Here is a 26,304-nt window from a genome sequence, read left to right on the forward strand (position 1 = left end):
CTGTTAAAATACCTGCTCAGAATGGGAACAAACACATGAGCATCGCGCAAAACAAAAAAGCATACCACGATTATTTCATTGAGGATAAGTACGAAGCCGGACTTATGCTCAGCGGCTGGGAAGTAAAAGCCATCCGCGCGTCCCGCGTCCAGCTTAAAGAAGCTTATGTCGTCATCAAGAATGGCGAGGTTTTTCTGATCGGCGCACATATCAGCCCGCTGGCAACCGCGTCAACCCATGTGCATCCTGACGCTACCCGCAGCCGCAAGCTGTTACTGCACGCAGAAGAGATCAGCAAACTCATCGGCAAAGTTGAGCGCTCAGGCTATACGCTGGTGCCGCTTGACCTGCATTACACTCGCGGCAGGATTAAGCTGGAAATCGGTCTGGCCAAAGGCAAGAAACAACATGACAAGCGCCAGGCGGAGAAGACGCGCGAATCCAATCTTGAAGTACAACGCGCCATGCGCAGCCACAACAAGCTGGCATAGTTGCCAACCTTCGCGTTGCCACATTTAACTGGCAACGCACCCCCTGCTACCTCGGCGATATTACTTACGTAGACGCAGATACACTTCCGGCAGCTTCTTCGGCAAGTCATTAATATGATCCAGGATCAAATAATGCCCAGGGCCGAAAATTTGCGGCAAATACTGGCTGCCCGCCGCATCCAGGGTAATGCAGAACGGATGCACACCCGCATCAACCGCCTCTTTCACCGCCATGCGCGTATCTTCATGCAAGTAACGCTCATCGCCGCCATCGTCATAATCTGCCGGACGACCATCCGACAGAATCAACAACAAACGCCGCTGTGATGGCGCTTTGTCGAAGCCGGCAACAGCATGGCGTATTGCCGCACCCATACGCGTAGCCAGCCTGCCGGACAAACCACCCAGCACAGCTCGTGTATGCGGTGTTAAGCGCTCGTCAAACCCCTTGATCGTGTAATAACTGACGTTATCGCGGTACTTGGATGCAAACCCTGCAAGACTGTATGGATCACCGACCTCTTCCATGCTTTCCGCAAACAACAGCATTCCGGCACGCAGGCTATCCACTACACGGCCCCCGCCTTCAGGATTATTCTGCATAATCGAAGTCGAGATATCCGCCAGCAAGGTCACCGCGGTATCGCGATGCTGAATCACACGCTGCCGGTAAATGTTTGCCTTGGGCGACATGCCGGCACGCTTTTCAGCGATATAGGAAATCGCCGCTTCCAGATCCAGTTCGTCGCCATCGAACTGACGCCGCAACGGCGCCATGCGCGCCGGCTTCTGGGTCTGAATCGCACGTTTCAAGCGTTTCAACGCAGGCGCATATTGCGTCAGCAGTTTGGCAGCTTCGTTCGCATCCAGTTCAGTCAATTGCTTTTCCTGCACCCATGCCCAGTTACGCTTGTAACGATTATCGCGATAATCCCATTCAGCGTAAGGCTTGCCCTTCTCACTGTATTCTGCACCCTTGGCATAACCCACCACATGAGCCTGCTGTGGAATACCCACGCCAACGCGCCCACCCGAGCCAGCTGTTTCCTCTGGTGGAATATCGAAGTCCGGATCTTCACCCGCCGCATGCTTGGGAATCTGCTTTTGCTCGGGATTCGGTTTGATATCTTCATTTTTGACGACGTCATCCTGGTCTTCAGTACCAGTGCCGAATTCGGCATGATCCAGCACCCGGCGCGGATAGACCGGACGCGCCGCATTAGGGGAGCGCCCAGGAATGAATGCAAGCTCACGCTCTGCTAGAGATACAGAAGGTAACACACTGTTTTTATATAATTCATTCGCGATTTTAAACGCATCAACCACAGTCGCTTCAGCGGATAACAATGGGCGGAACAGCTCAAAATCAGCACTGACAGGAGCGCCTTCAACCACCCAGCGCAACACTTGCCGTGCCCACTCAAAATGACCGGCAGCAGCGCCATCCGGCACAGGAGCGGCATCTGCAGCCACGAGCAAACGCGCCAGATAATTTGGCACTCGCTCACCAATCTGTGCATCAACACGCGTATCTTCACACAAATCAAAAATCAGCTGGAAGCGAATCATATCTTCGCCATAGGCTGCGAAGAGCGGACGCCAGGTAATGCGCTGATGCTCATCCAGTGGTGGATGCTCGCGCCCTACCTCACGGAACAACGCCTCTATATAGCGTTGCTCAAATGAATAAAACGCCAGGTGGCCAGCAGCATGCAGAACTGCCAAAATAGCCTCTTCGCGACTAGGCATGGCGATAGGCAGATACAAAGCCGCACCATCCGTCTCGATAAAAGCCCGCCCTTTATCCGGCGACCAATTTCCCTCCAGCAAATCAAAGGTCTCGCCAAACCATGCGTATAACACTAATTGCAGCAGGCGCTGATGCTCTGGAATACGAAAACCGGGGAGATTTTCGAGCAACAACGACATGCTTTCTTCGGATTCCAGTTTGAAAAATGCCTCACCTCGCAGACGGCCAGCTTGCAGAATATCTGCACCGCGTTTCGCCCACGGCAATACCGCATCAATACCCAGCAAATTGCGCACACGGATTGCGCCACCCAGATAGGTACCTAACGCCAGACGACGTTTGGTAAACAACTCCAGACTCGGCAATACCACTTCTTCAATGCCGGCAATACCATGCCCGCCTTCCAGTTGCAGCACCGGACAGCGGAAATAGGCCACACCCGAATCCAGATGGCGCTCACACCAGTCCAATCCTAGCGTAGCCCAGCGCTCTTCACCCTCAGCTCCCAGACTGTTATACGCACCAGGCAATTGGCCCATAAAGCCGTCAACTGCCTTCCATGATCCGCGCCACGCCAGAAACTTCAGCGCTTGTCGCGTCCACGGCAATACCGAATGACTGGCAAGACAGGCAGCCTCGCTGCCACGGATAAACGCCTTACCGGCATCGCGATCGTGAGCAAACAATGCCTTGCTGGCCAATACCCATTCCAGCACCACCTCATCACCATATGGCTGAATGACGCTCAATGCCGCCTGGGTATCACGATGCGCAACAAAACTGATCTGCTCGAGATCGACTAAAACTTGCTGGATGGCGGCGAGGGTTTCTAAATCTGTCATGAATAAGTAACTGGCAAGGTTTTACAAACTAGGCAAAATGCGCTCGAATTATTTCCATTAATGCTTCGGATAATTCTGGATCATCCGTCACCGGATTAACTAATGCTGACTTACACGCTTCTACCGGATCAACGCCTGCAGCAATCATATTGCCAGCATAAACCAGAGCGCGGGTTGAAGTTGCTTCTTCCAGGCCATGATCCTTGAGCGTACGCGCGCGACGGCCTGCAGCAACCAGCTGGTCAACTTGCGCATCGCTAAGCTCAGGCACTTCATTTTTAACAATCTTGCGCTCGATCTCTTCACGCGGATAATCGAAATTAATACCGATGAAACGCTGCTTAGTGGACGGTTTCAAATCCTTCAATACGGTTTGATAACCCGGGTTATACGAGATCACCAGCATGAAATCTTCATGCGCCTCGATTTCCTGACCCTTTTTTTCCAGCGGTAATTGACGACGGTGGTCGGTCAGCGGGTGAATAATCACGGTACTGTCAGTACGGGCTTCCACAATCTCATCCAGGTAACAGATCGCCCCCACCTTCACGGCACGCGTAAGCGGGCCATCCTGCCAAACTGTCTGCTCACCTTCGAGCAAAAAGCGCCCAACCAGATCCGAGCTGGTCAGATCCTCATGGCACGACACCGTAACCAGAGGACGCTTCAAGCGCCAGGCCATGTATTCCAGAAACCGGGTTTTACCGCAACCCGTTGGCCCTTTGAGCATTACGGGCAAACGTTTTTTATATGCCGCTTCAAAAATCTCGACTTCATTGTTCTGCGCCTCGTAATAAGGAGCACTTGCGCCATCCTCAACGGGAAGCTGGACGATATCGCGCTCTACACCGCGCAAACGGTTTAAAAATCCTTTCATGCCATCTCCAGACGTTCTTCACGCATGCAGCGTGTTTTCATAAATAAATACACATGACGCAAGGTGCGAACTGCCATTTTTTCCGGGTTCTCCGGCAATGCGTCCAAACGATCCATCGTAATGCAATTATGGTAATACACCAGCTCACGACAATTATCGCGTATCGTATTCCAGGAAGGGTCGCTCTTGACCAGCGCTTTGAACACATCCAGCAAATCCTCATTTATATCAGGAACTTCCTTCACCCCGACATCAACGATATAGGCAATAATCAGCTGCTTGGTAAGCGTCATGGCATGCTCCACTGTCGCCATCAAGGGCAGTGATTTCCGCTCGTTTAAAATGCGTTCGAGGTCGATAATTTGCTCATCGACTTGCTCAAAAGCCTGTATTAAAGGTTGATGATCCATTTTCTGACTAGACCGAATAGAAGTTTAAGAATAAAATTGCGGGATTGTGATTTACGCAATACCCGATTATTTTACTCAACTTTACTCACAAATGGAATGCTGATATGAAAAAGCTGGTTAAGCTCGTCAAGGTCAACAACCTGGAATATAACGTCAACCGCGATCCAGCCGTATATCGTCGTTGCGCCAATGAAAATTTCCGTATTCAGGCTTTGGTGGATGGCAGCGGTCAAGTTAAATGCAAGTTAACGGACACCACTGGTAAAGTCATTAACGAGCAAAGCGTTAATGCTCCTGGCACTTATACTCACGAAGTATCCTACCCAACTCCAGGCGTTCGCGTTGTTACCCTCAACGTTGAAGGCAATGGCGACAAATATGCATTAGACATTCGTCTGGATGTCATGGAACACGCATGGGAAGGTTAACTTAACCTGCCCGCCAATAAAAAAGCCCGTTACGACGGGCTTTTTTATTGGCTACAGTTTTACATCAGCGTTGTTGCAACCAACTGCACCAGCCAGCCCAAACGGCTGATTTTTCCTGATTGTGTAACAACAGAACATCAGGATGCTGGCTGACAAACACCGGCAGGCTCTGCCAGCAAACCGCCTGTTGTGACAGTTCCACCATAGCAGAATCGGTGTCGAGCATGCGCTGCACCAGTGCATCGCCCATCAGCCACAGCCACTGCACATCACCACGATTAACCGAATCGCTCAACTGCGCATAGTCAAGCTGCGCGCTATCAAGCTGACGCAAATGCATTGCCTGCAACATATTCGCAAACAAGGTAGCCGCATCTGCCGACATGACTTTATCCATCAGTACCCGACCCGGCACGCCGTCTCCACGCTGCACAGTGATGGCCAGCAACTCAGCACCCGCTACGGATTCGATCGAAACAAGTGGTGCAGTATCAGCCATAACCGCTGATGTCGTGCGCAACTGCCACAAGGGCATCAAACCTAGTTCTTCGAGTATTACTTCATGCATGTTTTAGTAAATCCATCCGCATAATGACTGCATCCTCACGCCCACCGACAGCGGGATAATAGTTTTTACGCACTGCCACGAAATCGAACCCCATGCTGTCATACAGTCGCCGTGCCACAGTATTCGACGGACGCACCTCCAGCCACAATGACTCGGCATGATCCTGCCGGGCCCGGGTTATGAGCTGCGACATCAGTTCCCGCCCCCAGCCTTGACCTTGCCAGGCTGGTGCGATCGTAATATTAAGCAGATGTGCCTCGCCTACCGCCAGCATCATGACCGCATAACCGACAATCTCCGTATCCAGCCCGTATACACAGCACCGATAGCCGGAATATATGGAATCAGCAAAGTTACCATGCGTCCACGGAAAAGGGTAACACTGCGCATCCAGCGCCGCTATTTCCGGCAAATCCGCTTCCGTCATCGGCCGCACCACAGGCTGCGGTTTCAGCATTCTGCTCATCGCTCGCAAATCTTCAGCGCAACTTTATTACGGATATACAACGGTGCCGCCAGTTCAGCAGCCATACCCAGACCCTGCGCGAATTTCAAAGCAGCCAGACTGGCAATCTCACGTGCATGAGGATAGCTATCAGCCTGAACTGCCATTAAAGCATCACCATAACGCTGCGCCAGTACCTCTCCATACGCCAGGAAACCACCGCCGCAACCTGACCATCCGCCACCTTCAACCTCAGGCGTATCCTGAGGCTTGCACACTACCGGCGCACTCAGCATCACCCACTCATCGGCCACACGCTGATAAGTGGCGTGATACACCTCACCCATACGCGCATCCAGACATGCGATGACCCGCTTGCCCTCACTGGCAGCAGCCAATGCCTGCAAGCCGCTTACGCCCACCACAGGCATATCGGAAGCAAATGCCAAGCCCTGCGCAACCGCACAGGCAATGCGTAAACCAGTAAACGAGCCTGGCCCTTCGCCAAACCCGATACCATCCAAATCCGCAAAAACCAGCCCTGCCTCTGCCAGCACACTCTGACATTGCGGCAACAGCAGTTGCGAATGCGTCTGTCCGGCATGCACCTGGCGAGTCAACACCTCACCATCCAGCCACAAAGCCGTGGAGCAATATTCAGTGGAAGCATCAAAAGCAAGAATTTTCATTAAACTCAATATCTAAAAAATAAAGCCGCCCAACAACAGGCGGCACAAATGCAGTAATCGCACACGGCGCTATTATTGTAGCGGCACGTACACTTCAAACAATATTCTCTGCCAGGGATTGCGACTCTTGGTCAGACGCGTAATTCTAGCATTCATCGCTGTACCATTATCCAGCATTCGCGCCACCGCCGCATTATCACGACGCGGCACATACCCCAATTTCCGCCCTTGCCACTCGACACGTACAGCACGCGCATCATAAACGTTATCAGGTTCACGCACCAAAGTCAGCGCGTCACCTTCGTGCATCTCATCCCACATCGCCTTACCGGCATAATACTGAAACCCGGCCAAAGGAGATGATTGCACCAGTATTTGTGCCGTCACCTCCGCCGCCAGCGCATACCCCGCTAGCAGCCATAACCACAGCAACGCAAACAAACGCATGATCAATAACTAATCGAACGCCACTCATCATCCATCACACGGCTAATATATGCCGCTCCGCCGGCAATGCCGGTACATTCAGGAATCAGGATATCCGGCTTGATCGCATAAGCATCCAGTGCACCGCCGCAGGCAAAAAACTTGACGCCCAGGTCAGCGGCATCTTTCATAAAGCCATACACAGATTTCACCTTATTCTCAGAGGGGTAGATGCGATCCGCAACTCCTTTAGCCAGCAAACGTGTTGCCGCACTCGCAAAAAAAACCTCCACCTCCACGTCCATGGCTGCCGCTGAAGCAGCCTGAAAGAATGGTGTGCCACATAAATGAGGTTGATCCGGACTAATCGTCAACAACATAATTACTAATTTTTCTGCCATCTTCACTTCCTCCATTCTTACAAAATTACAGATATACAATGAGTTCACAATGCCGCATCACATCGTTTCAGCGGAGGTGTCTTATAATAGCGGTAAGAATATCATAACCTGATTGCTACAGAGGAAAACGCGGGAGTTACAACAGAAAAGGCAGAATTATGAAGGACCGGGGCTACATCGTTAAATGTGCCATTCAGGCACATTTAACGAATCTCTCCTCAAACAAGCTAAAACTTACTACTCAAAATTTCATGCCATAACCAACGCCCAAAACCAGAGGATCCAGCTTCAAAGTGTCAATTTTCGTTCCTGCCAAAGCGACATCCGTTTTAATGTATATTTTTTTAATATCCAGGTTGATAAAGGAATTTTTCCCTACTGCAATATCGACACCTGCTTGCAAAGCCCCGCCCCAGCTATTATTATCCAGCTCTACATTCTGCGTACCCACCTTCAGGTCATTGCTATAGAATCGCGTATAATTGACACCAGCACCGACATAAGGACGCACGGTTGCATCAGGAGCGAAATGGTATTGTGCTGTCAATGTAGGTGGTAGCACACTGACTTTACCAAGACTGCTCGACCCTAGTGATACTTCGTGACGAGAAGTTCCTAAAATCAGTTCCAGCGCTACATTCTTGGTTACAAAATAGCTGAAATCGACTTCTGGCACCAATGCATTATCCACGCTGAGACCCAGAGACGAGCTCTCTTGTGGCTGAACGCTGATTGCACGCGCACGTACTAGCCAATCTCCCTGATCCGCACTGGCGACTGTGCTTGCCAAAATGCCTAATACTATTATTGTGTTTTTTCTTATCATGATCAAAATCCTTATTAAATTATTTAAAGAGATTGATATCTTAATATATCATTAATAACAACACAACAAGGATTTCCATCAAGCTGTCCTAAACCACGAGTAATTTGAGTCAGGAATTTAACGAGAAAAGGGAAAAAATATATACTTTGATGGGAGAACATCGTCTTAACACATACGCTTAAGCGAGTATCTGCTCAGCATAACAAACGCAGGACACACCATGTCGCACATAACAAGCTTCGCCCCCATTGAAAACAGCGCCGCAAACATATTGATCCTTGGCAGCATGCCAAGCGTAGCATCATTGCATGCCAACCAATATTATGCGCATTCCCGCAATCTGTTCTGGCGCATTATGGCGACACTCATACAGCTAGATCCCGATTCCCCTTATGAACAACGTATTGAGGCACTACAAGATGCGCAAATAGCGCTATGGGACGTGCTTCACTCATGCAAACGACAAGGCAGCCTAGATACGAGCATCGATAAAACCTCACAAAACCCAAATGACTTCAGTACATTTTTCTTGCAACATACACATATCACCCATGTATTTTTTAATGGCATAGTGGCTGAACAATCTTACCGAAAACTCGTCCTGCCTGATTTATCAATACAACACATTGAATACTTGCGCCTGCCTTCCACCAGCCCCGCAAATGCTTCTATCCCGTATGATCAAAAAATAGCGGCCTGGCAAGCAATCCGTTGTGCATCCGGCATGAGCAAGCTAGACTAAAGCATAAGCATAAATTCTTCATTAATTCACATAAGGAACCAGCATGGCTAATCCTCGGACTATTACAAAAATAGAAGCAGATGAACCCACACTCAGACTGGCCGTGTTAATTGATGCGGATAATGCGCAAGCAGCCATAATTGAAGGACTATTAGCCGAAATCGCCAGCTACGGTGAAGCGACAGTAAAACGGATTTACGGTGACTTTACCTCCCCCGCCAGCGCGCAATGGAAGAAAGTGCTGAACAAACACGCAATTAAACCTGTGCAGCAATTTGCCTATACCACCGGAAAAAATGCCACCGACAGCACATTGATTATTGATGCGATGGATTTACTGTACACCCATCGATTTGATGGTTTTTGTATTGTATCCAGTGACAGCGACTTCACAGGTCTGGCGTTAAGAATACGTGAAGAAGGCTTGACCATACTCGGCTTTGGCGAACAGAAAACGCCTGAAGCATTTCGTAATGCCTGTCATAAATTCATTTTTACTGAAGTGTTAAGACCAATAGCCCCAGCCCAGCCAAAAACCAGCACAGAAAAAGCGGCCCCTGTCCCTAAACCTAAAAAATCCGGCACCACCCCGGCAAAGACGAAAATAATTCCATCGTCACCAGAAATACAATTCCCCAAGGAATTTGTGCTGCAAGCTCTGGAAAACTCTTGTGACGACAGCGGCTGGGCCAATTTGGCCACATTCGGCAGCTATCTGACCAAATTGAAACCGGATTTTGACTCCCGGCTATATGGCTTCAAGAAATTAAGCGATCTGGTAAAAGCCAAAACCGAGATTTTCAAAACAGAAGAACGCAAGTCACCAGGCTCGGACAAGACCACACTATTTCTTAAAAGCAAATAAATTAGGCATCGCGTATTCTGAATCGTTAACCATCGGCAAATTCGATGCCTCAATCATCTCAATTTGACTGGGCTATCAATTGTCACCCGACCATTGTTAATTCATAATGCGCTGGTATTCATTCGGCTCCGCTTGATTCTAGAAGCAACCAGCCAGTTAGCATCCCATTTAAGGACCCACCCAACGTGCGCATAGCCTTACTCGAAGATCACATTCCGCAAGCTGCCATTATCCAGCATTGGTTACAAGAAGCAGGCCATACCGTACACCACTACGCGCTATCGCAAGACCTGATGCAGTCTGTAGGGCAGCAGACTTTTGATATCTACCTGCTCGACTGGATGTTGCCGGACGTATCTGGCAAAGAGTTTTTACATTGGTTGCGCCACACCCGGAGCATCAACGCCCCCATCATATTCCTGACCAGCCGGGATACCGAAGAAGACATTTCCAGCATTCTCAATGCCGGGGCGGATGACTACATCATCAAACCAGCACGCCGTGCTGAATTAATATCCCGACTCGAAGCGGTATACCGCCGTGCCTATGCGTCACAAAGTGGCTTGTCGGTCATTGACATCCCTCCGTATCGCTTTGAAACCAGCAGCTCACGCGCTCTATATCAAAATGCCCCTGTCGAGTTGACTGAAAAAGAATTCGAATTAGCGCTGTATTTTTTCAACAATCTCAACCGTATCATTTCGCGCGCCCAGCTACTCGAAGCAGTATGGGGATTGAACGTCGATATCCCGACTCGCACAATCGATACACATATTAGCCGCATCCGCAGCAAACTCGTGTTGCGACCCGAAAACGGCTACCAACTGAAAGCCATTTACAATCATGGCTATCGACTGGAACAAATTAGTCCGGAGATTGCATAATGCGCATACATTCATTACTTGCCATTAGCCTGTCTTTTTTCCTGGCTTCAGCCAGTTATGCTGCAACCTCCCCTCCGGATGCATTGACCTATACCACTCGGCAAGGCGATACCCTGATAGAAATCAGCAAACAATTAACCAAACCAGCTGACTGGAAAAAAATTCAGCTGGTTAACCATATACACAATCCTAAGCTCATCCCTGTTGGCTCTTCGATACAAATACCTGTATCACTATTACGCAGTGAAGATGCCCCCGCTAAAGTCATCAGTGTCGTAGGGACAGCACAGCTCAACCAACAACCGCTTACCAGCAAAACGATGCTGGTAAGCGGTAGCGAAATCATTACCGGCAATGATGGATTTGTACTGATACAACTCGCCAACGGCACTAAACTTGCAGTACAAGCGGATAGCCATGTCACCCTGGCCGCACTCAAAAAATACACTATCGATCAAACCTTTGACAGCACAGTCAAAGTACAAAAAGGACGGATCGAGACAGAAGCAGCTAAAACTACCGGTACCGCTCCACGCTATCGGATTATGACGCCAAGCGCCGTGATGAGTGTACGTGGCACACAGTTTCGTGTGGCTGCAGATGCTACCCAGACCAGCCGTACCGAAGTTACTGAAGGGCTAGTACGTGTTGGTGATGCCAGCGATAGCGAGGCTGTCGGTGTAGCTGCTGGCTATGGCAACATCGTGGACAATGGCAAGCCACCGATGCAACCCATCGCACTACTTCCTGCTCCCGATATCTCGCAACTGCCAGCATTGCTGGAACGCCCGACACTGCGATTTAATCTCATACCGCTAGCCAAAAGAATCACTTACCGCGCCATAATTGCAGACGACGAGAAATTTGATCACGTGTTACGCAATAAGTTGTTTGACAGTTCGACCATAAAATTTGATGGCCTTGCCGATGGCAAGTATTGGCTGCGTGTGCGTGCCGTTGACCAGAACGGTCTAGAGGGCCTGGATGCACAATATGCATTCGCACTTAAAGCTCGCCCTGAACCACCCTTTATCATGCACCCAATCAACAAAGGTAAAATTTCAGGCGATCAAGTAACGTTCAACTGGGCGCTTGTTGATGACGCGAATAGTTATCACCTGCAGCTATCAACCCAGCCAGACTTTAGCACTATCAGCATTGATGCAAACGACATCAAGAATAATGAATTCACCTCGACACAAAAACTCACCCCGGGTCAGTATTTCTGGCGCATTGCCAGCATACGTGGCGATCATGACCAGGGCCCGTACGGAGACCTCCTGCAATTCACACTCAAACCCATGCCAGCATTACCGCCGCCACCTGAAGTCGGAGCCAACAGCATGCATTTAAGCTGGCCAGGTGAACCCGGACAGACCTTCGAACTGGATATAGCACAGGACCGCTTATTCACAGAAGGCGTGCAACATCACGCCTTAACCCAGCCGGAAATAACCCTGCCTAAACCAATCTGGGGTACGTTCTTCTTCCGGATTAGGGCAACAGACGCTGATGGCTATGTTAATCCGTATACAGCCACCCAGCGTTTTGAGCTACCGCTGGAACTGGATTGGTTCCGCGCGCCCAAACCGGCTAAGTAATGACCTCGCGGCCACTGCACCGACCACTCATACAGGAATGGCTAATCACCGGCATTAGCTTAATAGTATTGGTCGGTGTAATGGCATCGCAGCACGCTTTTTGGCGCATGGACAATGTGTTCTATGATGCCGCCCTCAAACTCTGGCAACGCCCTGCACCCAGCGACATCGTTATCGTTGCAATCGATGACACGAGTTTATCCGCGCTTGGCCGCTGGCCCTGGCCGCGCGCTAGCCATGCCGAATTACTGGACACACTCACTCAGGAACATGCACGTGCTGTCGCATTTGATGTGATTTTGAGTGAACCCGACAATCAGCATGTCGATGATGATAATCGGCTTGCGACCGCCATACGCAACAACGGGCATGTGGTCATGCCCGTATTCCAGATGGTACTGTCAACGAATACGCTGGGCCAGGGGCTACCACTACCGGCATTCGCTCAATCTGCCGCCCAACTGGGGCATGTCCAGAGCGAAATTGATGCTGATGGCATCATGCGCAGCGTGTATTTATATGAAGGTCTGGGAGAGCCACGCTATCCACACCTTGCCCTGGCCCTGCTGAATGTCACCAACCCCACACCACATCCATATCTGCCAGGAGAGCGCGCGCCGAAATTCGAACCAGAGCCACAATCCTGGGCACGCGATTACTGGATGCATATCCCTTTTGCCGGCCCACCAGGCCATTTCCAGCACATTTCTTACAGTGACGTGATCCAGCACAAATTCGCACCGGGTTATTTCCATAACAAAATCGTATTGGTCGGTGCGATGGCTACCGGGATGAGTGACAACCTGCCCACGCCCGTGTCCGGCTTGAATCGGCCCATGTCCGGCGTAGAGATCAATGCAAATATTTACGATGCATTGCGTAACCACCTCGCCATTGATTTACTGCCGAACTGGGCAAACAGTCTGATTTCAGTTATTAGTCTCGCATTACTGATGTTTGCGTTGTTACGCCTGCCGGCTCGCCACGGCTTATGGCTATCAGGTTTAGCCTTTATCGGCAGCATAGCGCTTGCCACATTATTGTTACGCGTATTCCACGTATGGTTCGGCCCTTCAGCCTTGCTGCTTGGCGTCATCACCGCCTATCCATTATGGAGCTGGCGCCGGCTGGAAATCACCCAGCGCTATCTGGATGCCGAACTAGCCAGCATGGCTAATGGGCATGATCAGACCACCATGAAGTCTGGCGAAGAACTTGACCCCATTGCCCGCCGCATTCAACTCGCCACGCAAACGAAAGCCGCATTAAGGCAAGCGCAGCAAAGCCGCGATGATCTGATGAAGTTCATTTCACATGACATTCGTGCACCACTCGCTTCCATCCTGGCAATATTGCAGCAACCCGGCGAAACAAACACCAGCGAGAAAATCAAACGCTATGCAACGGGCGCACTGGATCTTGCTGATGATTTTTTTCGCCTTATTCGCGCAGAAGCCATCGATATCAAACAGTTCGCTGAATGCGATCTCATCTCCATGCTGGAAGAAACTGCCGACGACACCTGGGCATTGGCTAACGCCAAACGCATAACCATCCATCGCGAATTCGCTGACATCGAAGAAGCCTGGCTGTTAGCTTCACGCACCCAGTTACAACGTGCATTCTTTAATTTACTGACCAACGCAGTCAAATACAGCCCACCCGACACCACCATCACCTTGCGCTTAATGCAGGATGAGCAGGACTGGATTATTCAGGTACAAGATCAGGGTTATGGTATCGAGGCTGAGGCATTGCCTAAGCTGTTTACACGCTACCAACGCCTGCGCACATCAGAGCAGCCAGAAACCGAAGGTGTCGGCTTAGGTTTGATCATCAGCAAAACCGTAATTGAAGGTCACCACGGCAAGATTTCAGTAGAGAGCACCGTCGGCACAGGCACAACATTCACTGTCAGCCTACCCAAATCACAGCACTGAGCGGGACTAGCCATTTTCGGGTAAAATTCACTTTTATTTAACGCTGATACGCACTATGTCTGATTTAATCAAATTGCCCGGCGGCGCGGCTCTGTCCCAGTTCCGTCTCGACAAACTCGCCCTTGCTTTAACTGATTATGACTGCATAAGCACACAGTTCTGGCACTTTGCTGAAGCCAGCACAGCATTAACCAGCAGTGAACTCAACACACTCACCAGCTTGCTCACCTACGGCACACCGGCTACCAACAATACCAACGGCACGCTGATGCTGGTGGTGCCTCGTCCAGGCACGATATCCCCCTGGTCGTCCAAAGCAACCGACATTGCCCACCATTGTGGCTTGAACACCATCTCGCGCATAGAGCGCGGCACCGTTTATTACTTTGCCCGCCGTGACGGAGCAAACATGACCACGGCTGACCTGGCCATCATCGCGCCGCATATACATGACCGCATGACCGAAATCATTCTGGGCGAACTGGATGGCGCTCAGGCTTTGTTCCGTCATTTACCACCAAAATCGCTTACTACAGTCGATATACTCGGCGGTGGCAGCGAAGCGCTCGCACGTGCCAATCTGGACATGGGGCTGGCGTTATCCGTTGATGAAATCGATTATCTGGTAGCCAACTTCGCTCAGATCGGGCGCAATCCGACAGACGTTGAGCTGATGATGTTTGCCCAAGCCAACTCAGAGCATTGCCGTCACAAAATTTTTAATGCAACCTGGGTCATTGATGGCGAAATGCAGCCGCATACCCTGTTCGGCATGATCCGTGAAACCCATGCCCGCCACCCTGCCGGCACCGTTGTCGCCTATTCTGATAACTCATCGGTAATCGAAGGCGCCGATGTTGCCCGCTTTTATCCAACCGCCGATGGTCGTTATGATTATCATCAGGCGATGACCCATATTTTAATGAAGGTCGAAACGCACAACCACCCTACTGCCATTTCCCCATTCCCTGGTGCCGCCACTGGGTCCGGTGGCGAAATTCGTGATGAAGGTGCAACAGGTATAGGCTCAAAACCGAAGGCTGGATTATGCGGCTTTTCAGTTTCCAATCTGCACATCAGCGACTACACCCAGCCGTGGGAAAATTATCTAAGCAATGCCAGTGGTTACGGCAAACCAGAACGGATCGCTTCCGCTCTGCAAATCATGATCGATGGCCCGCTTGGCGCTGCTGCTTTCAATAACGAATTCGGCCGCCCGAACCTTGCGGGTTATTTCCGTACCTTTGAAGAACAATGTGCAGGCGAGATGCGGGGTTACCACAAACCCATCATGCTTGCCGGTGGTGTGGGCAATATTGATGCCGACCACTGTTTCAAACACGCTTTCGCCGCGGGCACCCTGCTGATCCAGCTTGGCGGCCCGGGCATGCTGATCGGCCTTGGCGGTGGCGCAGCATCCAGCATGGATACTGGAACGAATGCTGAAAATCTGGACTTTGACTCTGTACAGCGCGGCAATCCGGAAATGCAGCGCCGTGCTCAGGAAGTCATCGACCGGTGCTGGCAACTAGGCAAAGACAATCCTATTCTGTCGATACATGACGTCGGTGCTGGTGGCATTTCCAACGCATTTCCCGAATTAGTGGATGGTGCAGGACGTGGCGCTATCTTCCAGCTGCGTGACGTACCACTGGAAGAATCCGGCATGGCGCCGCGTGAAATCTGGTCTAACGAATCACAAGAACGCTACGTCCTGGCTATCGCACCAGCACATCTGGATCTGTTCCGCGAGATGTGTGAACGCGAACGCTGCCCGTTTGCAGTGGTAGGTGTTGCCACTGAAGCAGCGCATCTTACCGTCAATGACAATCTGCTACCGGAGACACCGGTCGATATGAACATGTCGGTATTGCTGGGCAAACCACCACGTATGACGCGTGACGTTAAGCGCGTACAACGCACCCTGCCTGAATTCGACAGCAGCGATATAGTACTGACCGAGGCTGCGACACGGGTATTGCGGTTGCCTAGCGTTGCCTCCAAATCATTCCTGATCACTATTGGCGACCGCACTGTCGGCGGTTACACCGCACGTGACCAGTTTGTTGGTCCCTGGCAGGTTCCGGTTGCCGACGTAGCAGTCACCGCTATGGGCTATACCAGCTACTGCGGCGAAGCGTTTGCATTAGGTGAGCGCACCCCGCTGGCTTTGATCAATGCCCCGGCCTCAGGCCGCATGGCGATCGGCGAAGCATTAACCAACCTTGCTGCGGCACGCGTGAATCAGATTGGTGACATCAAGCTCTCCGCAAACTGGATGGCAGCCGCGGGCTTCCCCGGTGAAGACGCTGCATTATTTGACACAGTGAAAGCCGTGGGCCTGGAGTTATGTCCGGCCCTCGGTATCAGCATCCCGGTAGGCAAAGACTCATTATCGATGCGCACTACCTGGCAAGAAGATGGCGAGGATAAAGCAGTCACCTCCCCGCTCTCGCTAATCATCACCGCTTTTGCACCAACCAGTGATGTGCGTTTGACGCTGACACCACAACTACGCACCGATGAGGGCGAAACGGATCTGATCCTGATCGATCTGGGCTGCGGCCGTAACCGTTTAGGCGGCTCAGCATTGGCACAAGTCTATAAACAAATCGGCAATACCAGCCCCGATGTCAACTCACCACGTCAACTTAAAGCATTATTCGAGACCATTCAGGCGCTGAATGCTAACAATAAGCTGCTTGCCTACCATGACCGTTCTGATGGTGGTTTGTGGGCAACGTTGTGTGAAATGGCATTCGCCGGTCATTGCGGCATCGCGATTGATGCTGATGAATTATGTCAGGATCGCTTCCGCGTAGAAATCGAAACCGAAGGGGCTGACGATGATGACGAACTTCCGCTCATCACGGAAGAACAGGACTATCACGAGCGTGTATTTGGCGTCCTGTTTAATGAAGAACTTGGCGCCGTGTTACAGGTTAAACGCGAATACACAGCCGAAGTCATGCAGACTTTCTTCCAGGCGGGATTACGCAGCGAGTTCCATGTCATCGGCACAATCAATCCGCTGGACCGCATTACCATTACCCGCAACAACAAAGCCATCCTGGATTTTGACCGCACCGAATTGCACAGTATCTGGAGTGAAACCAGCTACCGCATTCAACGTCTGCGCGACAATCCTGCGTGTGCCGACAGCGAGTTTGCCCAGATCCAAGACCGCAACGATCCTGGGCTATCCGTTAAACTCAGTTTTGATCCAGCACAAAATATTATCATCGGCGGCAACAAACCACGCATAGCCGTTTTACGCGAACAAGGCGTCAACGGTGAAGTCGAAATGGCTGCCGCTTTTGATCGGGCCGGATTCGACGCGGTAGACGTGCACATGAGCGACATCATTGCCGGCCGTGTCAGCCTGGCTGATTTCCGTGGATTAGCTGCTTGTGGTGGCTTCTCCTATGGTGATGTGCTGGGTGCCGGCGAAGGCTGGGCGAAATCCATCCTCTTCAACCCGCAAGCCCGCCATGAGTTTGAAGCATTCTTCAATCGCACCGACAGCTTCGCATTGGGTGTATGTAATGGCTGTCAGATGATGAGCAATCTCAAATCCATCATTCCTGGCGCCCAACACTGGCCGAAATTCACCCGCAATCAATCTGAACAGTTTGAAGCGCGCTTTGTCATGGTGGAAGTCACAGCCAGCCCATCTATACTGTTCAACGACATGATAGGCAGTCAAATGCCGGTCGTCGTCGCTCACGGCGAGGGCTATGCCAATTTCAGCCAGACTGGAGATAGCGCTCAGGCGATCAGCACACTGCGCTTCGTAGATCATTACGGACAGGCTACCGAAACCTACCCGCTAAATCCGAATGGCTCTGCCAACGGCTTGACTGGTGTTACCAGCACAGACGGCCGCTTCAGCATCATGATGCCGCACCCTGAACGGGTATTCCGCACTGTACAACATAGCTGGCATCCCGATACTAATCAGGAAAACGGACCGTGGCTACGCTTGTTCCAGAATGCCCGCAAGTGGGTAGGTTAAGTAAACATGACGAACCACAAAACCATTCCCATTCATCGTTTTTCCGCCGAAGAAATTGCCGCACGCGATAACGAAATGGGATTGGACGCTAATTCAGAGCAAGTTCATTGGTATAGCGAAGATGAGCTGGATGCACTGGAAGAGCACGACCCGCTCCTGGCAACACGGATAGCCCAACGCCAGGCGCGCATCGATAAGCTGCGTCCGTATATCGTCAATGGCCAAACGCCGCCACTGACAGAAACGGCATTGATAGCCGTATTGGAAGAAGCCCGACAAATCCTGCTGCGCGATGGAGGTGATCTGGAGTTGGTGGCTATTCAGGGAACGGTAGTGAGAGTCAGGCTTAAAGGCGCATGCGTAGGCTGCCCTAATTCCATGCTGGATTTGAAGAATGTGGTCGAAAAAATAGTCCGTCGCACCTTCCCTCAAGTCACCGAAGTGCAGAATACCTACTGAAGCAAATCAAGGCTTGGCCGAGGTTTCTTCAATACCGGCGGGCACTGCAGCCGTTTTTTCAGATTGTTTCTCCAACCATTTCTGCTTGACCACTTGCTGCTTTTTGGGGGGCAACTGTTTCAGCTTCTTGTAATTCTGCCGTGCCAATTCCCGCTGTTCACGTGTAAGGGAACTCCAGGTAGTCAGGCGTTTTTGAAATCGTTGCTGCTCTTCCGGTTTTAATTGCGGATATTTAGCAGCCACCGCAAGCAATCGAGCCCGTTGCAATTCAGACATGCTCGACCACTTAGATGCCACAGGCGCAAGTATGCTTTGCTGGCCAGGTGTCAGGCCATGCCATTCAGGCGCACCTGTTTTACCCGCCGACCAGGCTGATTCTGTGATGCTCAACAAGCATACAAGCAATATCAATAGTCTGAAGAATTGTTGACCCATTTACTTAAGTGCCCATCTAAATATGCATTTACAGGTAAATCACCTGTCAGTAATTCCGTATCGATATCCGCAGTATCATCTTCGATCGAGAAGGATGTCTGCCATACAACAGCAGTGGCGCATAACACCAGCACCAGCAACATGCCGATTACACCCGCACGATGGTGCCGCGCCCATTCACTCCACGCCAGACTATGTGCGGACTTGATATGATGGGACTGCGTCTGTTGCGAAGCCAGCACACACGCACGCTCCCGTGACGACTGCAATTTACGCGTCACTTCCGGGCGCAGAGAGTCCAAACTGTCATTTAAAACAGTAATCAATTGTTTTGCGTAATCTTCCTTATTCATCTGTCATTCCTTTATCCTGCAACGCCACTGCCAGTGCATGCACTGCTCGTGAACAGTGCGTTTTGACGCTGCCTTGTGAGCAACCCATCACCGTTGCCGTTTCTGCAATATCCATGTCCTCCCAATAACGCAGCAGGAAGGCTTCGCGTTGACGAGCTGGCAACTTTTCTAATGCTTTTTCAATTAAAGCGATATTTTTGCCGGTGATCAGGGCATTAACTGGACTGTCCTTTTCATCTGCAGGCTGCACATGCTCCAGCGACTCTTCGTCATCCTGATCATCGCTGCCCGAACTGAAATACGACACCGCAGTTACCCAAAAATTCCGCACTTTCTGGCGACGGTAATAATCACGTATGGTATTTTGCAAAATACGCTGAAACAACATGGGGTATTCGGTTGAAGGATTTGCGCTATATTTTTCGGCAAGTTTCATCATGGAATCCTGCACGATATCCAACGCAGCCTGTTCATCATGGACTGCAAAAGCAGCCTGACGGTAGGCTCTTCGCTCTACTTCAGCAAGAAACTGCGCAAGTTCACTGGGGTTAGCCACACCCCCCCCTAAACCAGTTCAGCAACAGACGACAGTGCATCCAGACGCACTATTTCCACGCGCCCATCAGCATGTTGAATTTTAAGCCACTCAGCTGCATTTGCGGTGTATACATCGACAGGCAATGCCGTCGATGTCACTTCCTGACCAGCCGCATCGCAGTAACACAAATACAATTGTGTTCGCTTCAACACGGCGAACTCCAATTTTTCATGCAATGCACACGCAATCGGCTGGTATACGGCCGCCAGACTCAACGCAAGCCCATCCCCATATTAGCCAGGGGGTTGATGTTTTTACCCAATGCCACACCAAAGTGTTTTGCAAACCTATCAGCAAAACCTTCCTGCGGTGTGAAATCAACTACATTTTCAGCGTGAATGACATTGCGTGCCACATATTCCGTGCTACCCAACGCATCCGCCAATCCAAGTGAAATACTCTTCTCACCACTCCATACCAGACCACTAAACATATCGGGCGTTTCTTTCAAACGGGTACCACGACCATCACGCACTGCCTTAATAAATTGCTGATGGATTTCTTCTAGCATCACTTTTGCGTAGGCTTCCTGTTGAGGATTAACCGGAGAAAATGGATCCAGAAAGCCTTTATTAGCACCTGCTGTTATCAATCGACGTTCAACACCAAACTTATCCATGGTACCGGTAAAACCGAAACCATCCATTAGCACGCCAATTGAGCCGACCAGACTGGCTTTATCCACATAAATACGGTCTGCCGCAGCCGCAACATAATACCCACCGGATGCACATAGATCATCTACTACGGCATACAAAGGGATATTTGGATACAGGGTACGCAGACGTTTAATTTCATCGTATATCTGACCTGCCTGCACGGGGCTGCCGCCCGGGCTATTAATACGCAAAATCACACCTTTGGTGTTTTTATCTTTAAATGCTGCCTGTAAACCGCTGATAATCTGGTCAGCACTGACTTCATTCGCTGAAATAGTCCCCTTCAGCTCAACCAGTGCAGTATGTTTCCCAGTCAATTCTATCGAACTATTACCAGCCCAATTCATAATCAGGAACAGGATAATAAAGAGATAACCAAAACCCAGTATCTTGAAAAAAATACTCCAGTGCCTGGCTACACGCTGCTCTTTTACCGCGGCTAGCGCGACTTTCTCCAGCACTTCACGTTCCCAGTTTCCAGACTTTTCCGGTTCAGACATGCCGCTTCCTTCGTTAATTACTAAAGTTCAAGTATAACCCTAACCGTACTGACTTAACCATCGCGCCAAATCCGCAAAATCATCAGCCACAAACAAGGGTCCAAATGCGTGTAACGATTCAGCGGAATGGGCACCATACCCGACACCCACACACGCTACACCCGCATTTTGTGCCATCTGTAAATCATGACTGGTATCACCTATCATTAACGTACGCTCAGCCGTAGCGCCACAATAATCCATTAGCTCCAGAACCATGCCCGGATGCGGCTTGGAAAATCCTTCATCGGCGCAACGGGAAGCATGGAAATAAGGACGTAATTCACTCTGATCCAGCGCGCGCTCTAGCCCCCTGCGGCTTTTACCGGTCGCCACGGTAACCCAGTAACCGGCATCGTACAGTTCAGGTATGGTTTGTGCGACGCCATCAAACAGCGGCAATAAATGATCTTGCCCCAGAAAATGGTGCCGATAACGTTCCACAAACTGCGGGTAATCGGAAGTCGGTAATTCCGGCAGCAATACTTCAATCGCCTCAGTCAAGCCAAGGCCAATAATATGCCGGGCCTGCTCAAGTGTTGGCACAGGCAATTTCATATCGCCGCAAGCCGCACGAAGCGAGCTGGCAATCGCACCCGTGGAATCCATCAATGTGCCATCCCAGTCAAAAATCAGCAAATCATACTGTTTTGGCATGATTCAACCGATCAATAAAACTCTGTAATTCTTTAGGCAAAGGGACCTCTATAACAATAGGCTCATTAGTCAACGGATGAAGAAACTCTACGCGCCACGCGTGCAGAAACATACGTTTCAAGCCATTTCTCGCCAACTCCTTGTTGCGGGGAAAATCACCGTATTTATCATCGCCGGCAATGGGGAAACCCAAATGCGCCGAATGCACACGAATCTGGTGGGTGCGTCCACTCTTCAATTCAGCTTCAAGTAATGTAAAGTCAGGCCAGGATTCGCGCAAACGAAATATTGTATGCGCAGCTTTACCATCCGGACTGACCATCACACGTCGCTCACCATCCGCATTAAGATATTTATGCAAAGCAACTTTGACATGCTGCATAGGCGCTTTCCATTGCCCGTTCACTAGCGTCAGATAGCGTTTATTGACGCGATTTTCACGAAAAATATCATGCAACTTCACTAGCGCGCTACGTTTGCAAGCAAGTATCAACGCCCCGGAAGTCTCTCTATCCAGTCGATGCGCCAATTCTAGGAATCGACATTCAGGTAGCTCTAACCGCAACTGCTCAATCACACCCAGACTGACACCGCTACCGCCATGGACAGCCATGCCTGCAGGTTTGTTCAAAATAATCATGGCATCATCACGATAAAGCACATGATCAAGCAAACGCACACCACCTTTGGGCAATACAGAAATTTTTTGTTGCGCTGGCTCAGCTACACGTACGGGTGGAATTCTAACCTCATCCCCTAACACCAGCTTACGTGAAGCATCCACCCGCCCCTTATTCACGCGCACTTCTCCACTGCGTAAAATACGGTACAAATGGCTCTTGGGCACACCCTTTAAATGGCGCGCCAGGAAATTATCAATCCGCTGCCCTTCGGAGGATTCATCCACTTTAACAAAAGTGACAGTTTCTTTGCGTAAATCATTCATTTTGCATATACTGATAGCACTTTTTGCGATGGCTTGAGGGTAAGAATTTATTCATCTACCAAATGCATTGTCCAGAAGTAAAATTAACCGGTTAATTTCGCTCACCGGAACCACAACCCAAGTATGAGGCGGCGATTATACACCCCACCATACCTGAGCACGGAAAAACCATGATTGCATAGTGCATCTGGCTCCAGAGAAGTAGCGATATTTAAGTATTTTTTAGCGCGCGAAACGCAGCCTAGCTTGAATAACAGTTAATTCACGCCAATCCGCATTGGTTATGACTCGATAGTAGCTTTTGTCACTCCGGCACACATAATGAAGCAGAACAAGTTGCCCACACAAAATTATTTATCCTCGTCAGACTACCTATATGGTTAAGCATATTGAAACGCTGGCTAGTTTTTTGCGAATAGTTAAACATATTCGCAACATGAAGATTCACCATGACCGATTAACCTGGATGTCTATTACCATGATTTTCACCAGACTATAAACGTGCTTCAAAACCGCATACGCGGTGGTGTGTCTTCGTCCCGTGTAATCGCGTGCGGGAGAGATTAAACAAATGAAACGCATGTTATTTAATGCGACACAAGCAGAAGAACTCCGTGTCGCCATTGTCGATGGTCAAAAATTAGTTGATCTGGACATTGAATCTGCAAACAAAGAACAACGTAAAAGCAATATATACAAAGGTATCGTCACCCGTGTCGAACCGAGTCTGGAAGCTGCCTTTATTGATTACGGCAATGACCGACACGGCTTTCTGCCATTCAAAGAATTGTCGCGCGCATGCTTTGCGGTTGACGCACCGGAATCCGGCCGTCCGCGCATACAAGACGTATTACGCGAAGGCCATGAACTCATTGTTCAGGTAGAAAAGGACGAACGCGGCAACAAAGGCGCAGCACTTACCACCTATATCAGCCTGGCCGGACGCTATCTGGTATTAATGCCAAACAACCCGCGTGGCGGTGGTGTTTCCCGCCGGATTGAAGGCGAGGAACGCAACGAATTGCGTGACGTGATGGCACAGCTTACCGTGCCTGCCGGCATGAGCATCATCGCCCGCACAGCCGGTATCGGTCGCGGCGTGGAAGAATTACAGTGGGATCTGAACTACCTGTTGCAACTATGGAATGCCATCGACGGCGCTGCAAACAGCCAGAAAGGCGCTTTCCTGATATATCAGGAAAGTAGCCTGGTAATCCGCGCAATCCGCGATTATTTCCAGCCTGATATTGGTGAAATCCTGATCGATACGGAAGAAGTATACGAACAGGCTCATCAATTCATGAGCCACGTCATGCCTGGCAATGTACACAAGGTCAAACTATACAAAGACGATGTGCCTTTGTTTTCACGCTTCCAGATTGAGCACCAGATTGAGACAGCTTTCTCTCGTGAAGTAAGCCTGCCTTCGGGCGGCGCTATTGTGATCGACCATACTGAAGCGCTGGTTTCAGTCGACGTCAACTCGGCTCGCTCCACACGGGGTGCTGATATTGAACAGACAGCATTCAATACCAATCTGGAAGCAGCTGAAGAAGTTGCCCGCCAGTTGCGCTTGCGCGACCTGGGTGGTCTGGTTGTGATTGACTTTATCGATATGGAAAGTCAGCGTAATCAGCGTGATGTAGAAAACCGCTTACGTGATGCATTGCATTACGATCGCGCCCGCGTACAGATTGGCAAAATCTCCAAATTCGGTTTGATGGAACTATCCCGTCAGCGCTTGCAACCTTCTCTTGGTGAATCCAGCCATCAGCCTTGCCCACGCTGCAACGGCACAGGTTTCATTCGCGGTATCGAATCAACCGCTTTGCATATCCTGCGCATCATTCAGGAACAAGCAATGAAAGACCAGACCGGTGCTATTCATGCACAGATCCCGGTCGACGTTGCCACCTTCCTGCTGAATGAAAAACGTGCTGACATATTCGCTATCGAATCACGCCTTAAAGTCAGTGTCGTACTCATTCCTAATATTCACTTAGTGACGCCGCATTACAAAATCACGCGCTTGCGCCATGACGAGATTAATCCTCTGGAAATGCTGACGCCTAGCTACAGACTGAGTGAGACGATAGAAGAGTCCAGCCCAGCTGAAGTCAAAAAGGAAGCCAAAACCGCAGCACAAATTCCGGCTGTTCGTGGCATTACCCCTGCTCAACCTGCTCCTATCGTTGCTGACAAACCAACTGTTGCCGTTGCCGAACAAGCCACTTCAGCTAAAACCGGTTTGATTGGCCGAATCTTCGGCTGGTTACAAAAACTCAGTGAGGAAAAGCCGGCAGAAGTCGCAACAGTCGTGCCTCCAAGCGCACAGACAACCCGCGAACAACGCCCACAACAAGAGTCACGCAACCGCAATCGCTCACGTAATGACCGAAGTGAACAGCGCCAGCCTCGAAATGAAGCTCGGAACGAAGCCAAACCGGAAACCCCAGCTGAGCGTCCTCCGCGCACCGAGCGCCCACCTCGTCAAGAACGCACACCACGTCCTGAGCGTAACCAGCAGGAAAATGCCAGTGAAGTAAATGCCGAAAAGCAGGTCAGGCAGGAACAAATCAAAAAACCACGTCCGCCACGTCAGCCACGCCCGGCTACGGAGGACGTATCGAACGAAGCCACTGTTGCTGAAGTTGCACCGCAAGGTGATGTTGCGGAAATAGCTGCTACCCCTCAAGAACCACGCAGTCGTCGTGGTCGTCGTGGTGGACGCCGTGAACGCCGCCCTGACCAGGCGAATCAACAGACTGAAAATACACCTGCGGAAACAGCCGAGCTAAGTCCGGCACCTGTCGCAACGATTGAAATCCCGGCTGCGACGGAAATTGCAGCGACAGCACCTGCCGAAACAATCGCCACTGCAACAGCAGTGGTTGAAGAAGCTATTATCATCAACGATAGCATCACGGCCGAAACTGCACTACCTGTCAGCGAAGCGGTAATCGATATCAAGCCGGCAAGTGTCACGCCACCAGAGACCTTGGTTCAGGCTACACCATCAAGCGAAGATAACCCACCAGTTAAAACGCAGCAGATGGAAATTTTCACAGCAGCAGAACCAGCCGTAGTTGAACCGCGTGAAGCAGCAACACCAGTTACTACTCAGGTGAAACCAGCTATTGAGCAATTACTGGCTGAACTGCTCGCGCCTTCCAGCGATGCTGCAAATCTACAAATGGTAGAAACACAATCAACAGCGAAAGTAGTTGACGCAACAGCGACAGCTACGGAAACCAAACCTCGCGTACAACGTGTTAAACCTGTAACCACTGAAATTGCATCCGCAGCATTGTTACAAGTTGAAACCAAGGCAACATCCACGGCGGCAACAACTGACAATAGCGCTGCAGCTAAACCGCGCCGTGAACGTCAGTCACAGCAACAAAACGCCCAAAACCTGGGTGAAACTGAACTGATCCAGATAGAAACGAAGCAATAAA

General features: G+C 50.4%; 26 protein-coding genes. 10 read left to right on the plus strand and 16 right to left on the minus strand.

What is annotated here, in order from left to right; all coding sequences use genetic code 11:
- Positions 1-8: 8 nt before the first annotated feature.
- On the plus strand, positions 9-491 hold the full coding sequence (gene smpB, locus EJE49_RS12825; protein WP_262981956.1) for an SsrA-binding protein SmpB: 483 nt from the start codon (positions 9-11) through the stop codon (positions 489-491).
- A gap of 60 nt (positions 492-551) precedes the next feature.
- On the opposite strand, the gene EJE49_RS12830 is transcribed toward smpB, so the two are convergent.
- The 3 genes from EJE49_RS12830 to EJE49_RS12840 are packed head-to-tail and all read right to left on the minus strand — an operon-like array spanning position 552 to position 4,370.
- A complete protein-coding gene (locus EJE49_RS12830; RefSeq protein WP_124951457.1) occupies positions 552-3,083 on the minus strand; it encodes a nitric oxide reductase activation protein NorD in 2,532 nt (843 codons plus the stop codon).
- Positions 3,084-3,111: 28 nt separating this feature from the next.
- Positions 3,112-3,960 (minus strand): CbbQ/NirQ/NorQ/GpvN family protein, encoded by an 849-nt coding sequence (locus EJE49_RS12835; protein WP_124951459.1) that lies wholly within the window; start codon positions 3,958-3,960, stop codon positions 3,112-3,114.
- Positions 3,957-4,370 (minus strand): hypothetical protein, encoded by a 414-nt coding sequence (locus EJE49_RS12840; RefSeq protein WP_124951461.1) that lies wholly within the window; start codon positions 4,368-4,370, stop codon positions 3,957-3,959. The genes EJE49_RS12835 and EJE49_RS12840 overlap by 4 nt, the downstream gene beginning before the upstream one ends.
- 104 nt (positions 4,371-4,474) lie before the next feature.
- On the opposite strand from EJE49_RS12840, the gene EJE49_RS12845 reads away from it, so the two are divergent.
- Positions 4,475-4,798, plus strand: a complete 324-nt coding sequence (locus EJE49_RS12845; protein WP_124951463.1) for a hypothetical protein — start codon at positions 4,475-4,477, stop codon at positions 4,796-4,798.
- Positions 4,799-4,862: 64 nt separating this feature from the next.
- Here EJE49_RS12845 and EJE49_RS12850 read toward each other — a convergent pair whose 3' ends face one another.
- The 6 genes from EJE49_RS12850 to EJE49_RS12875 all read right to left on the minus strand — a co-directional run bounded on the left by EJE49_RS12850 (position 4,863) and on the right by EJE49_RS12875 (position 8,153).
- Complete coding sequence (locus EJE49_RS12850) at positions 4,863-5,366, minus strand: hypothetical protein (protein WP_124951465.1); 504 nt, start codon at positions 5,364-5,366, stop codon at positions 4,863-4,865.
- Positions 5,359-5,823 (minus strand): ribosomal protein S18-alanine N-acetyltransferase, encoded by a 465-nt coding sequence (rimI, locus tag EJE49_RS12855; RefSeq protein ID WP_306308190.1) that lies wholly within the window; start codon positions 5,821-5,823, stop codon positions 5,359-5,361. Before rimI ends, EJE49_RS12850 begins: the two co-directional genes overlap by 8 nt.
- 5 nt (positions 5,824-5,828) lie before the next feature.
- The gene (tsaB, locus tag EJE49_RS12860; protein ID WP_124951469.1) at positions 5,829-6,500 is read right to left on the minus strand and encodes a tRNA (adenosine(37)-N6)-threonylcarbamoyltransferase complex dimerization subunit type 1 TsaB; all 672 of its coding nucleotides are present in this window, start codon (positions 6,498-6,500) and stop codon (positions 5,829-5,831) included.
- A 72-nt stretch (positions 6,501-6,572) separates the two neighbouring features.
- Positions 6,573-6,947, minus strand: coding sequence for an HIRAN domain-containing protein (locus EJE49_RS12865; RefSeq protein WP_124951471.1), 375 nt, complete (start codon positions 6,945-6,947; stop codon positions 6,573-6,575).
- Positions 6,948-6,949: 2 nt separating this feature from the next.
- The gene (locus EJE49_RS12870; RefSeq protein WP_124951473.1) at positions 6,950-7,327 is read right to left on the minus strand and encodes a DsrE family protein; all 378 of its coding nucleotides are present in this window, start codon (positions 7,325-7,327) and stop codon (positions 6,950-6,952) included.
- A gap of 241 nt (positions 7,328-7,568) precedes the next feature.
- On the minus strand, positions 7,569-8,153 hold the full coding sequence (locus EJE49_RS12875) for an OmpW/AlkL family protein (RefSeq protein ID WP_223246955.1): 585 nt from the start codon (positions 8,151-8,153) through the stop codon (positions 7,569-7,571).
- A 220-nt stretch (positions 8,154-8,373) separates the two neighbouring features.
- On the opposite strand from EJE49_RS12875, the gene EJE49_RS12880 reads away from it, so the two are divergent.
- The 7 genes from EJE49_RS12880 to EJE49_RS12910 all read left to right on the plus strand — a co-directional run bounded on the left by EJE49_RS12880 (position 8,374) and on the right by EJE49_RS12910 (position 18,659).
- Positions 8,374-8,895: a DNA-deoxyinosine glycosylase gene (locus EJE49_RS12880; RefSeq protein WP_124951475.1), complete on the plus strand. Its 522-nt coding sequence runs from the start codon at positions 8,374-8,376 to the stop codon at positions 8,893-8,895.
- A 43-nt stretch (positions 8,896-8,938) separates the two neighbouring features.
- On the plus strand, positions 8,939-9,760 hold the full coding sequence (locus tag EJE49_RS12885; RefSeq protein ID WP_124951477.1) for an NYN domain-containing protein: 822 nt from the start codon (positions 8,939-8,941) through the stop codon (positions 9,758-9,760).
- A gap of 185 nt (positions 9,761-9,945) precedes the next feature.
- Positions 9,946-10,644, plus strand: coding sequence for a response regulator transcription factor (locus EJE49_RS12890; RefSeq protein ID WP_223246956.1), 699 nt, complete (start codon positions 9,946-9,948; stop codon positions 10,642-10,644).
- Positions 10,644-12,245: a FecR family protein gene (locus EJE49_RS12895; protein WP_124951479.1), complete on the plus strand. Its 1,602-nt coding sequence runs from the start codon at positions 10,644-10,646 to the stop codon at positions 12,243-12,245. Before EJE49_RS12890 ends, EJE49_RS12895 begins: the two co-directional genes overlap by 1 nt.
- The gene (locus EJE49_RS12900) at positions 12,245-14,185 is read left to right on the plus strand and encodes a CHASE2 domain-containing protein (RefSeq protein ID WP_124951481.1); all 1,941 of its coding nucleotides are present in this window, start codon (positions 12,245-12,247) and stop codon (positions 14,183-14,185) included. The genes EJE49_RS12895 and EJE49_RS12900 overlap by 1 nt, the downstream gene beginning before the upstream one ends.
- Before the next feature lie 55 nt (positions 14,186-14,240).
- Entirely contained in the window at positions 14,241-18,200 is a 3,960-nt protein-coding gene (gene purL / locus EJE49_RS12905; protein WP_124951483.1) for a phosphoribosylformylglycinamidine synthase, read from the plus strand.
- 6 nt (positions 18,201-18,206) lie between these two features.
- Complete coding sequence (locus EJE49_RS12910) at positions 18,207-18,659, plus strand: NifU family protein (RefSeq protein ID WP_124951485.1); 453 nt, start codon at positions 18,207-18,209, stop codon at positions 18,657-18,659.
- Between the two features lie 6 nt (positions 18,660-18,665).
- Here EJE49_RS12910 and EJE49_RS12915 read toward each other — a convergent pair whose 3' ends face one another.
- The 7 genes from EJE49_RS12915 to EJE49_RS12945 are packed head-to-tail and all read right to left on the minus strand — an operon-like array spanning position 18,666 to position 22,846.
- A complete protein-coding gene (locus tag EJE49_RS12915) occupies positions 18,666-19,049 on the minus strand; it encodes a DUF3106 domain-containing protein (protein ID WP_223246957.1) in 384 nt (127 codons plus the stop codon).
- A gap of 17 nt (positions 19,050-19,066) precedes the next feature.
- On the minus strand, positions 19,067-19,447 hold the full coding sequence (locus EJE49_RS12920; protein ID WP_124951489.1) for a DUF3619 family protein: 381 nt from the start codon (positions 19,445-19,447) through the stop codon (positions 19,067-19,069).
- Positions 19,440-20,003, minus strand: a complete 564-nt coding sequence (locus EJE49_RS12925) for an RNA polymerase sigma factor (RefSeq protein WP_124951491.1) — start codon at positions 20,001-20,003, stop codon at positions 19,440-19,442. Before EJE49_RS12925 ends, EJE49_RS12920 begins: the two co-directional genes overlap by 8 nt.
- A gap of 8 nt (positions 20,004-20,011) precedes the next feature.
- Complete coding sequence (locus tag EJE49_RS12930) at positions 20,012-20,197, minus strand: hypothetical protein (protein ID WP_223246958.1); 186 nt, start codon at positions 20,195-20,197, stop codon at positions 20,012-20,014.
- Positions 20,198-20,256: 59 nt separating this feature from the next.
- Positions 20,257-21,204 carry a S49 family peptidase gene (locus EJE49_RS12935; protein WP_124951493.1) on the minus strand — a complete coding sequence of 316 codons (948 nt, stop codon included), beginning with the start codon at positions 21,202-21,204 and terminating at the stop codon, positions 20,257-20,259.
- Positions 21,205-21,243: 39 nt separating this feature from the next.
- A complete protein-coding gene (locus tag EJE49_RS12940; protein ID WP_124951495.1) occupies positions 21,244-21,900 on the minus strand; it encodes an HAD-IA family hydrolase in 657 nt (218 codons plus the stop codon).
- Positions 21,884-22,846, minus strand: a complete 963-nt coding sequence (locus EJE49_RS12945) for an RluA family pseudouridine synthase (protein WP_124951497.1) — start codon at positions 22,844-22,846, stop codon at positions 21,884-21,886. Before EJE49_RS12945 ends, EJE49_RS12940 begins: the two co-directional genes overlap by 17 nt.
- A gap of 571 nt (positions 22,847-23,417) precedes the next feature.
- Between EJE49_RS12945 and EJE49_RS12950 the strand changes: the two genes are divergently transcribed.
- The gene (locus EJE49_RS12950) at positions 23,418-26,303 is read left to right on the plus strand and encodes an Rne/Rng family ribonuclease (protein WP_124951499.1); all 2,886 of its coding nucleotides are present in this window, start codon (positions 23,418-23,420) and stop codon (positions 26,301-26,303) included.
- The last annotated feature ends 1 nt before the right edge of the window (position 26,304 follow it).

This window comes from Sulfuriferula thiophila, from assembly GCF_003864975.1.
GTDB classification, from domain to species: domain Bacteria; phylum Pseudomonadota; class Gammaproteobacteria; order Burkholderiales; family Sulfuriferulaceae; genus Sulfuriferula; species Sulfuriferula thiophila.

Excerpts from the sequence above, each read along its gene's own strand:
- EJE49_RS12830 (WP_124951457.1), bottom strand. The coding sequence starts at position 3,083 with ATGACAGATTTAGAAACCCTCGCCGCCATCCAGCAAGTTTTAGTCGAT.
- EJE49_RS12835 (WP_124951459.1), bottom strand. The coding sequence starts at position 3,960 with ATGAAAGGATTTTTAAACCGTTTGCGCGGTGTAGAGCGCGATATCGTC.
- EJE49_RS12840 (WP_124951461.1), bottom strand. The coding sequence starts at position 4,370 with ATGGATCATCAACCTTTAATACAGGCTTTTGAGCAAGTCGATGAGCAA.
- EJE49_RS12845 (WP_124951463.1), top strand. The coding sequence starts at position 4,475 with ATGAAAAAGCTGGTTAAGCTCGTCAAGGTCAACAACCTGGAATATAAC.
- EJE49_RS12850 (WP_124951465.1), bottom strand. The coding sequence starts at position 5,366 with ATGCATGAAGTAATACTCGAAGAACTAGGTTTGATGCCCTTGTGGCAG.
- rimI (WP_306308190.1), bottom strand. The coding sequence starts at position 5,823 with ATGCTGAAACCGCAGCCTGTGGTGCGGCCGATGACGGAAGCGGATTTG.
- tsaB (WP_124951469.1), bottom strand. The coding sequence starts at position 6,500 with ATGAAAATTCTTGCTTTTGATGCTTCCACTGAATATTGCTCCACGGCT.
- EJE49_RS12865 (WP_124951471.1), bottom strand. The coding sequence starts at position 6,947 with ATGCGTTTGTTTGCGTTGCTGTGGTTATGGCTGCTAGCGGGGTATGCG.
- EJE49_RS12870 (WP_124951473.1), bottom strand. The coding sequence starts at position 7,327 with ATGGCAGAAAAATTAGTAATTATGTTGTTGACGATTAGTCCGGATCAA.
- EJE49_RS12875 (WP_223246955.1), bottom strand. The coding sequence starts at position 8,153 with ATGATAAGAAAAAACACAATAATAGTATTAGGCATTTTGGCAAGCACA.
- EJE49_RS12880 (WP_124951475.1), top strand. The coding sequence starts at position 8,374 with ATGTCGCACATAACAAGCTTCGCCCCCATTGAAAACAGCGCCGCAAAC.
- EJE49_RS12885 (WP_124951477.1), top strand. The coding sequence starts at position 8,939 with ATGGCTAATCCTCGGACTATTACAAAAATAGAAGCAGATGAACCCACA.
- EJE49_RS12895 (WP_124951479.1), top strand. The coding sequence starts at position 10,644 with ATGCGCATACATTCATTACTTGCCATTAGCCTGTCTTTTTTCCTGGCT.
- EJE49_RS12900 (WP_124951481.1), top strand. The coding sequence starts at position 12,245 with ATGACCTCGCGGCCACTGCACCGACCACTCATACAGGAATGGCTAATC.
- purL (WP_124951483.1), top strand. The coding sequence starts at position 14,241 with ATGTCTGATTTAATCAAATTGCCCGGCGGCGCGGCTCTGTCCCAGTTC.
- EJE49_RS12910 (WP_124951485.1), top strand. The coding sequence starts at position 18,207 with ATGACGAACCACAAAACCATTCCCATTCATCGTTTTTCCGCCGAAGAA.
- EJE49_RS12920 (WP_124951489.1), bottom strand. The coding sequence starts at position 19,447 with ATGAATAAGGAAGATTACGCAAAACAATTGATTACTGTTTTAAATGAC.
- EJE49_RS12935 (WP_124951493.1), bottom strand. The coding sequence starts at position 21,204 with ATGTCTGAACCGGAAAAGTCTGGAAACTGGGAACGTGAAGTGCTGGAG.
- EJE49_RS12940 (WP_124951495.1), bottom strand. The coding sequence starts at position 21,900 with ATGCCAAAACAGTATGATTTGCTGATTTTTGACTGGGATGGCACATTG.
- EJE49_RS12945 (WP_124951497.1), bottom strand. The coding sequence starts at position 22,846 with ATGAATGATTTACGCAAAGAAACTGTCACTTTTGTTAAAGTGGATGAA.
- EJE49_RS12950 (WP_124951499.1), top strand. The coding sequence starts at position 23,418 with ATGAAACGCATGTTATTTAATGCGACACAAGCAGAAGAACTCCGTGTC.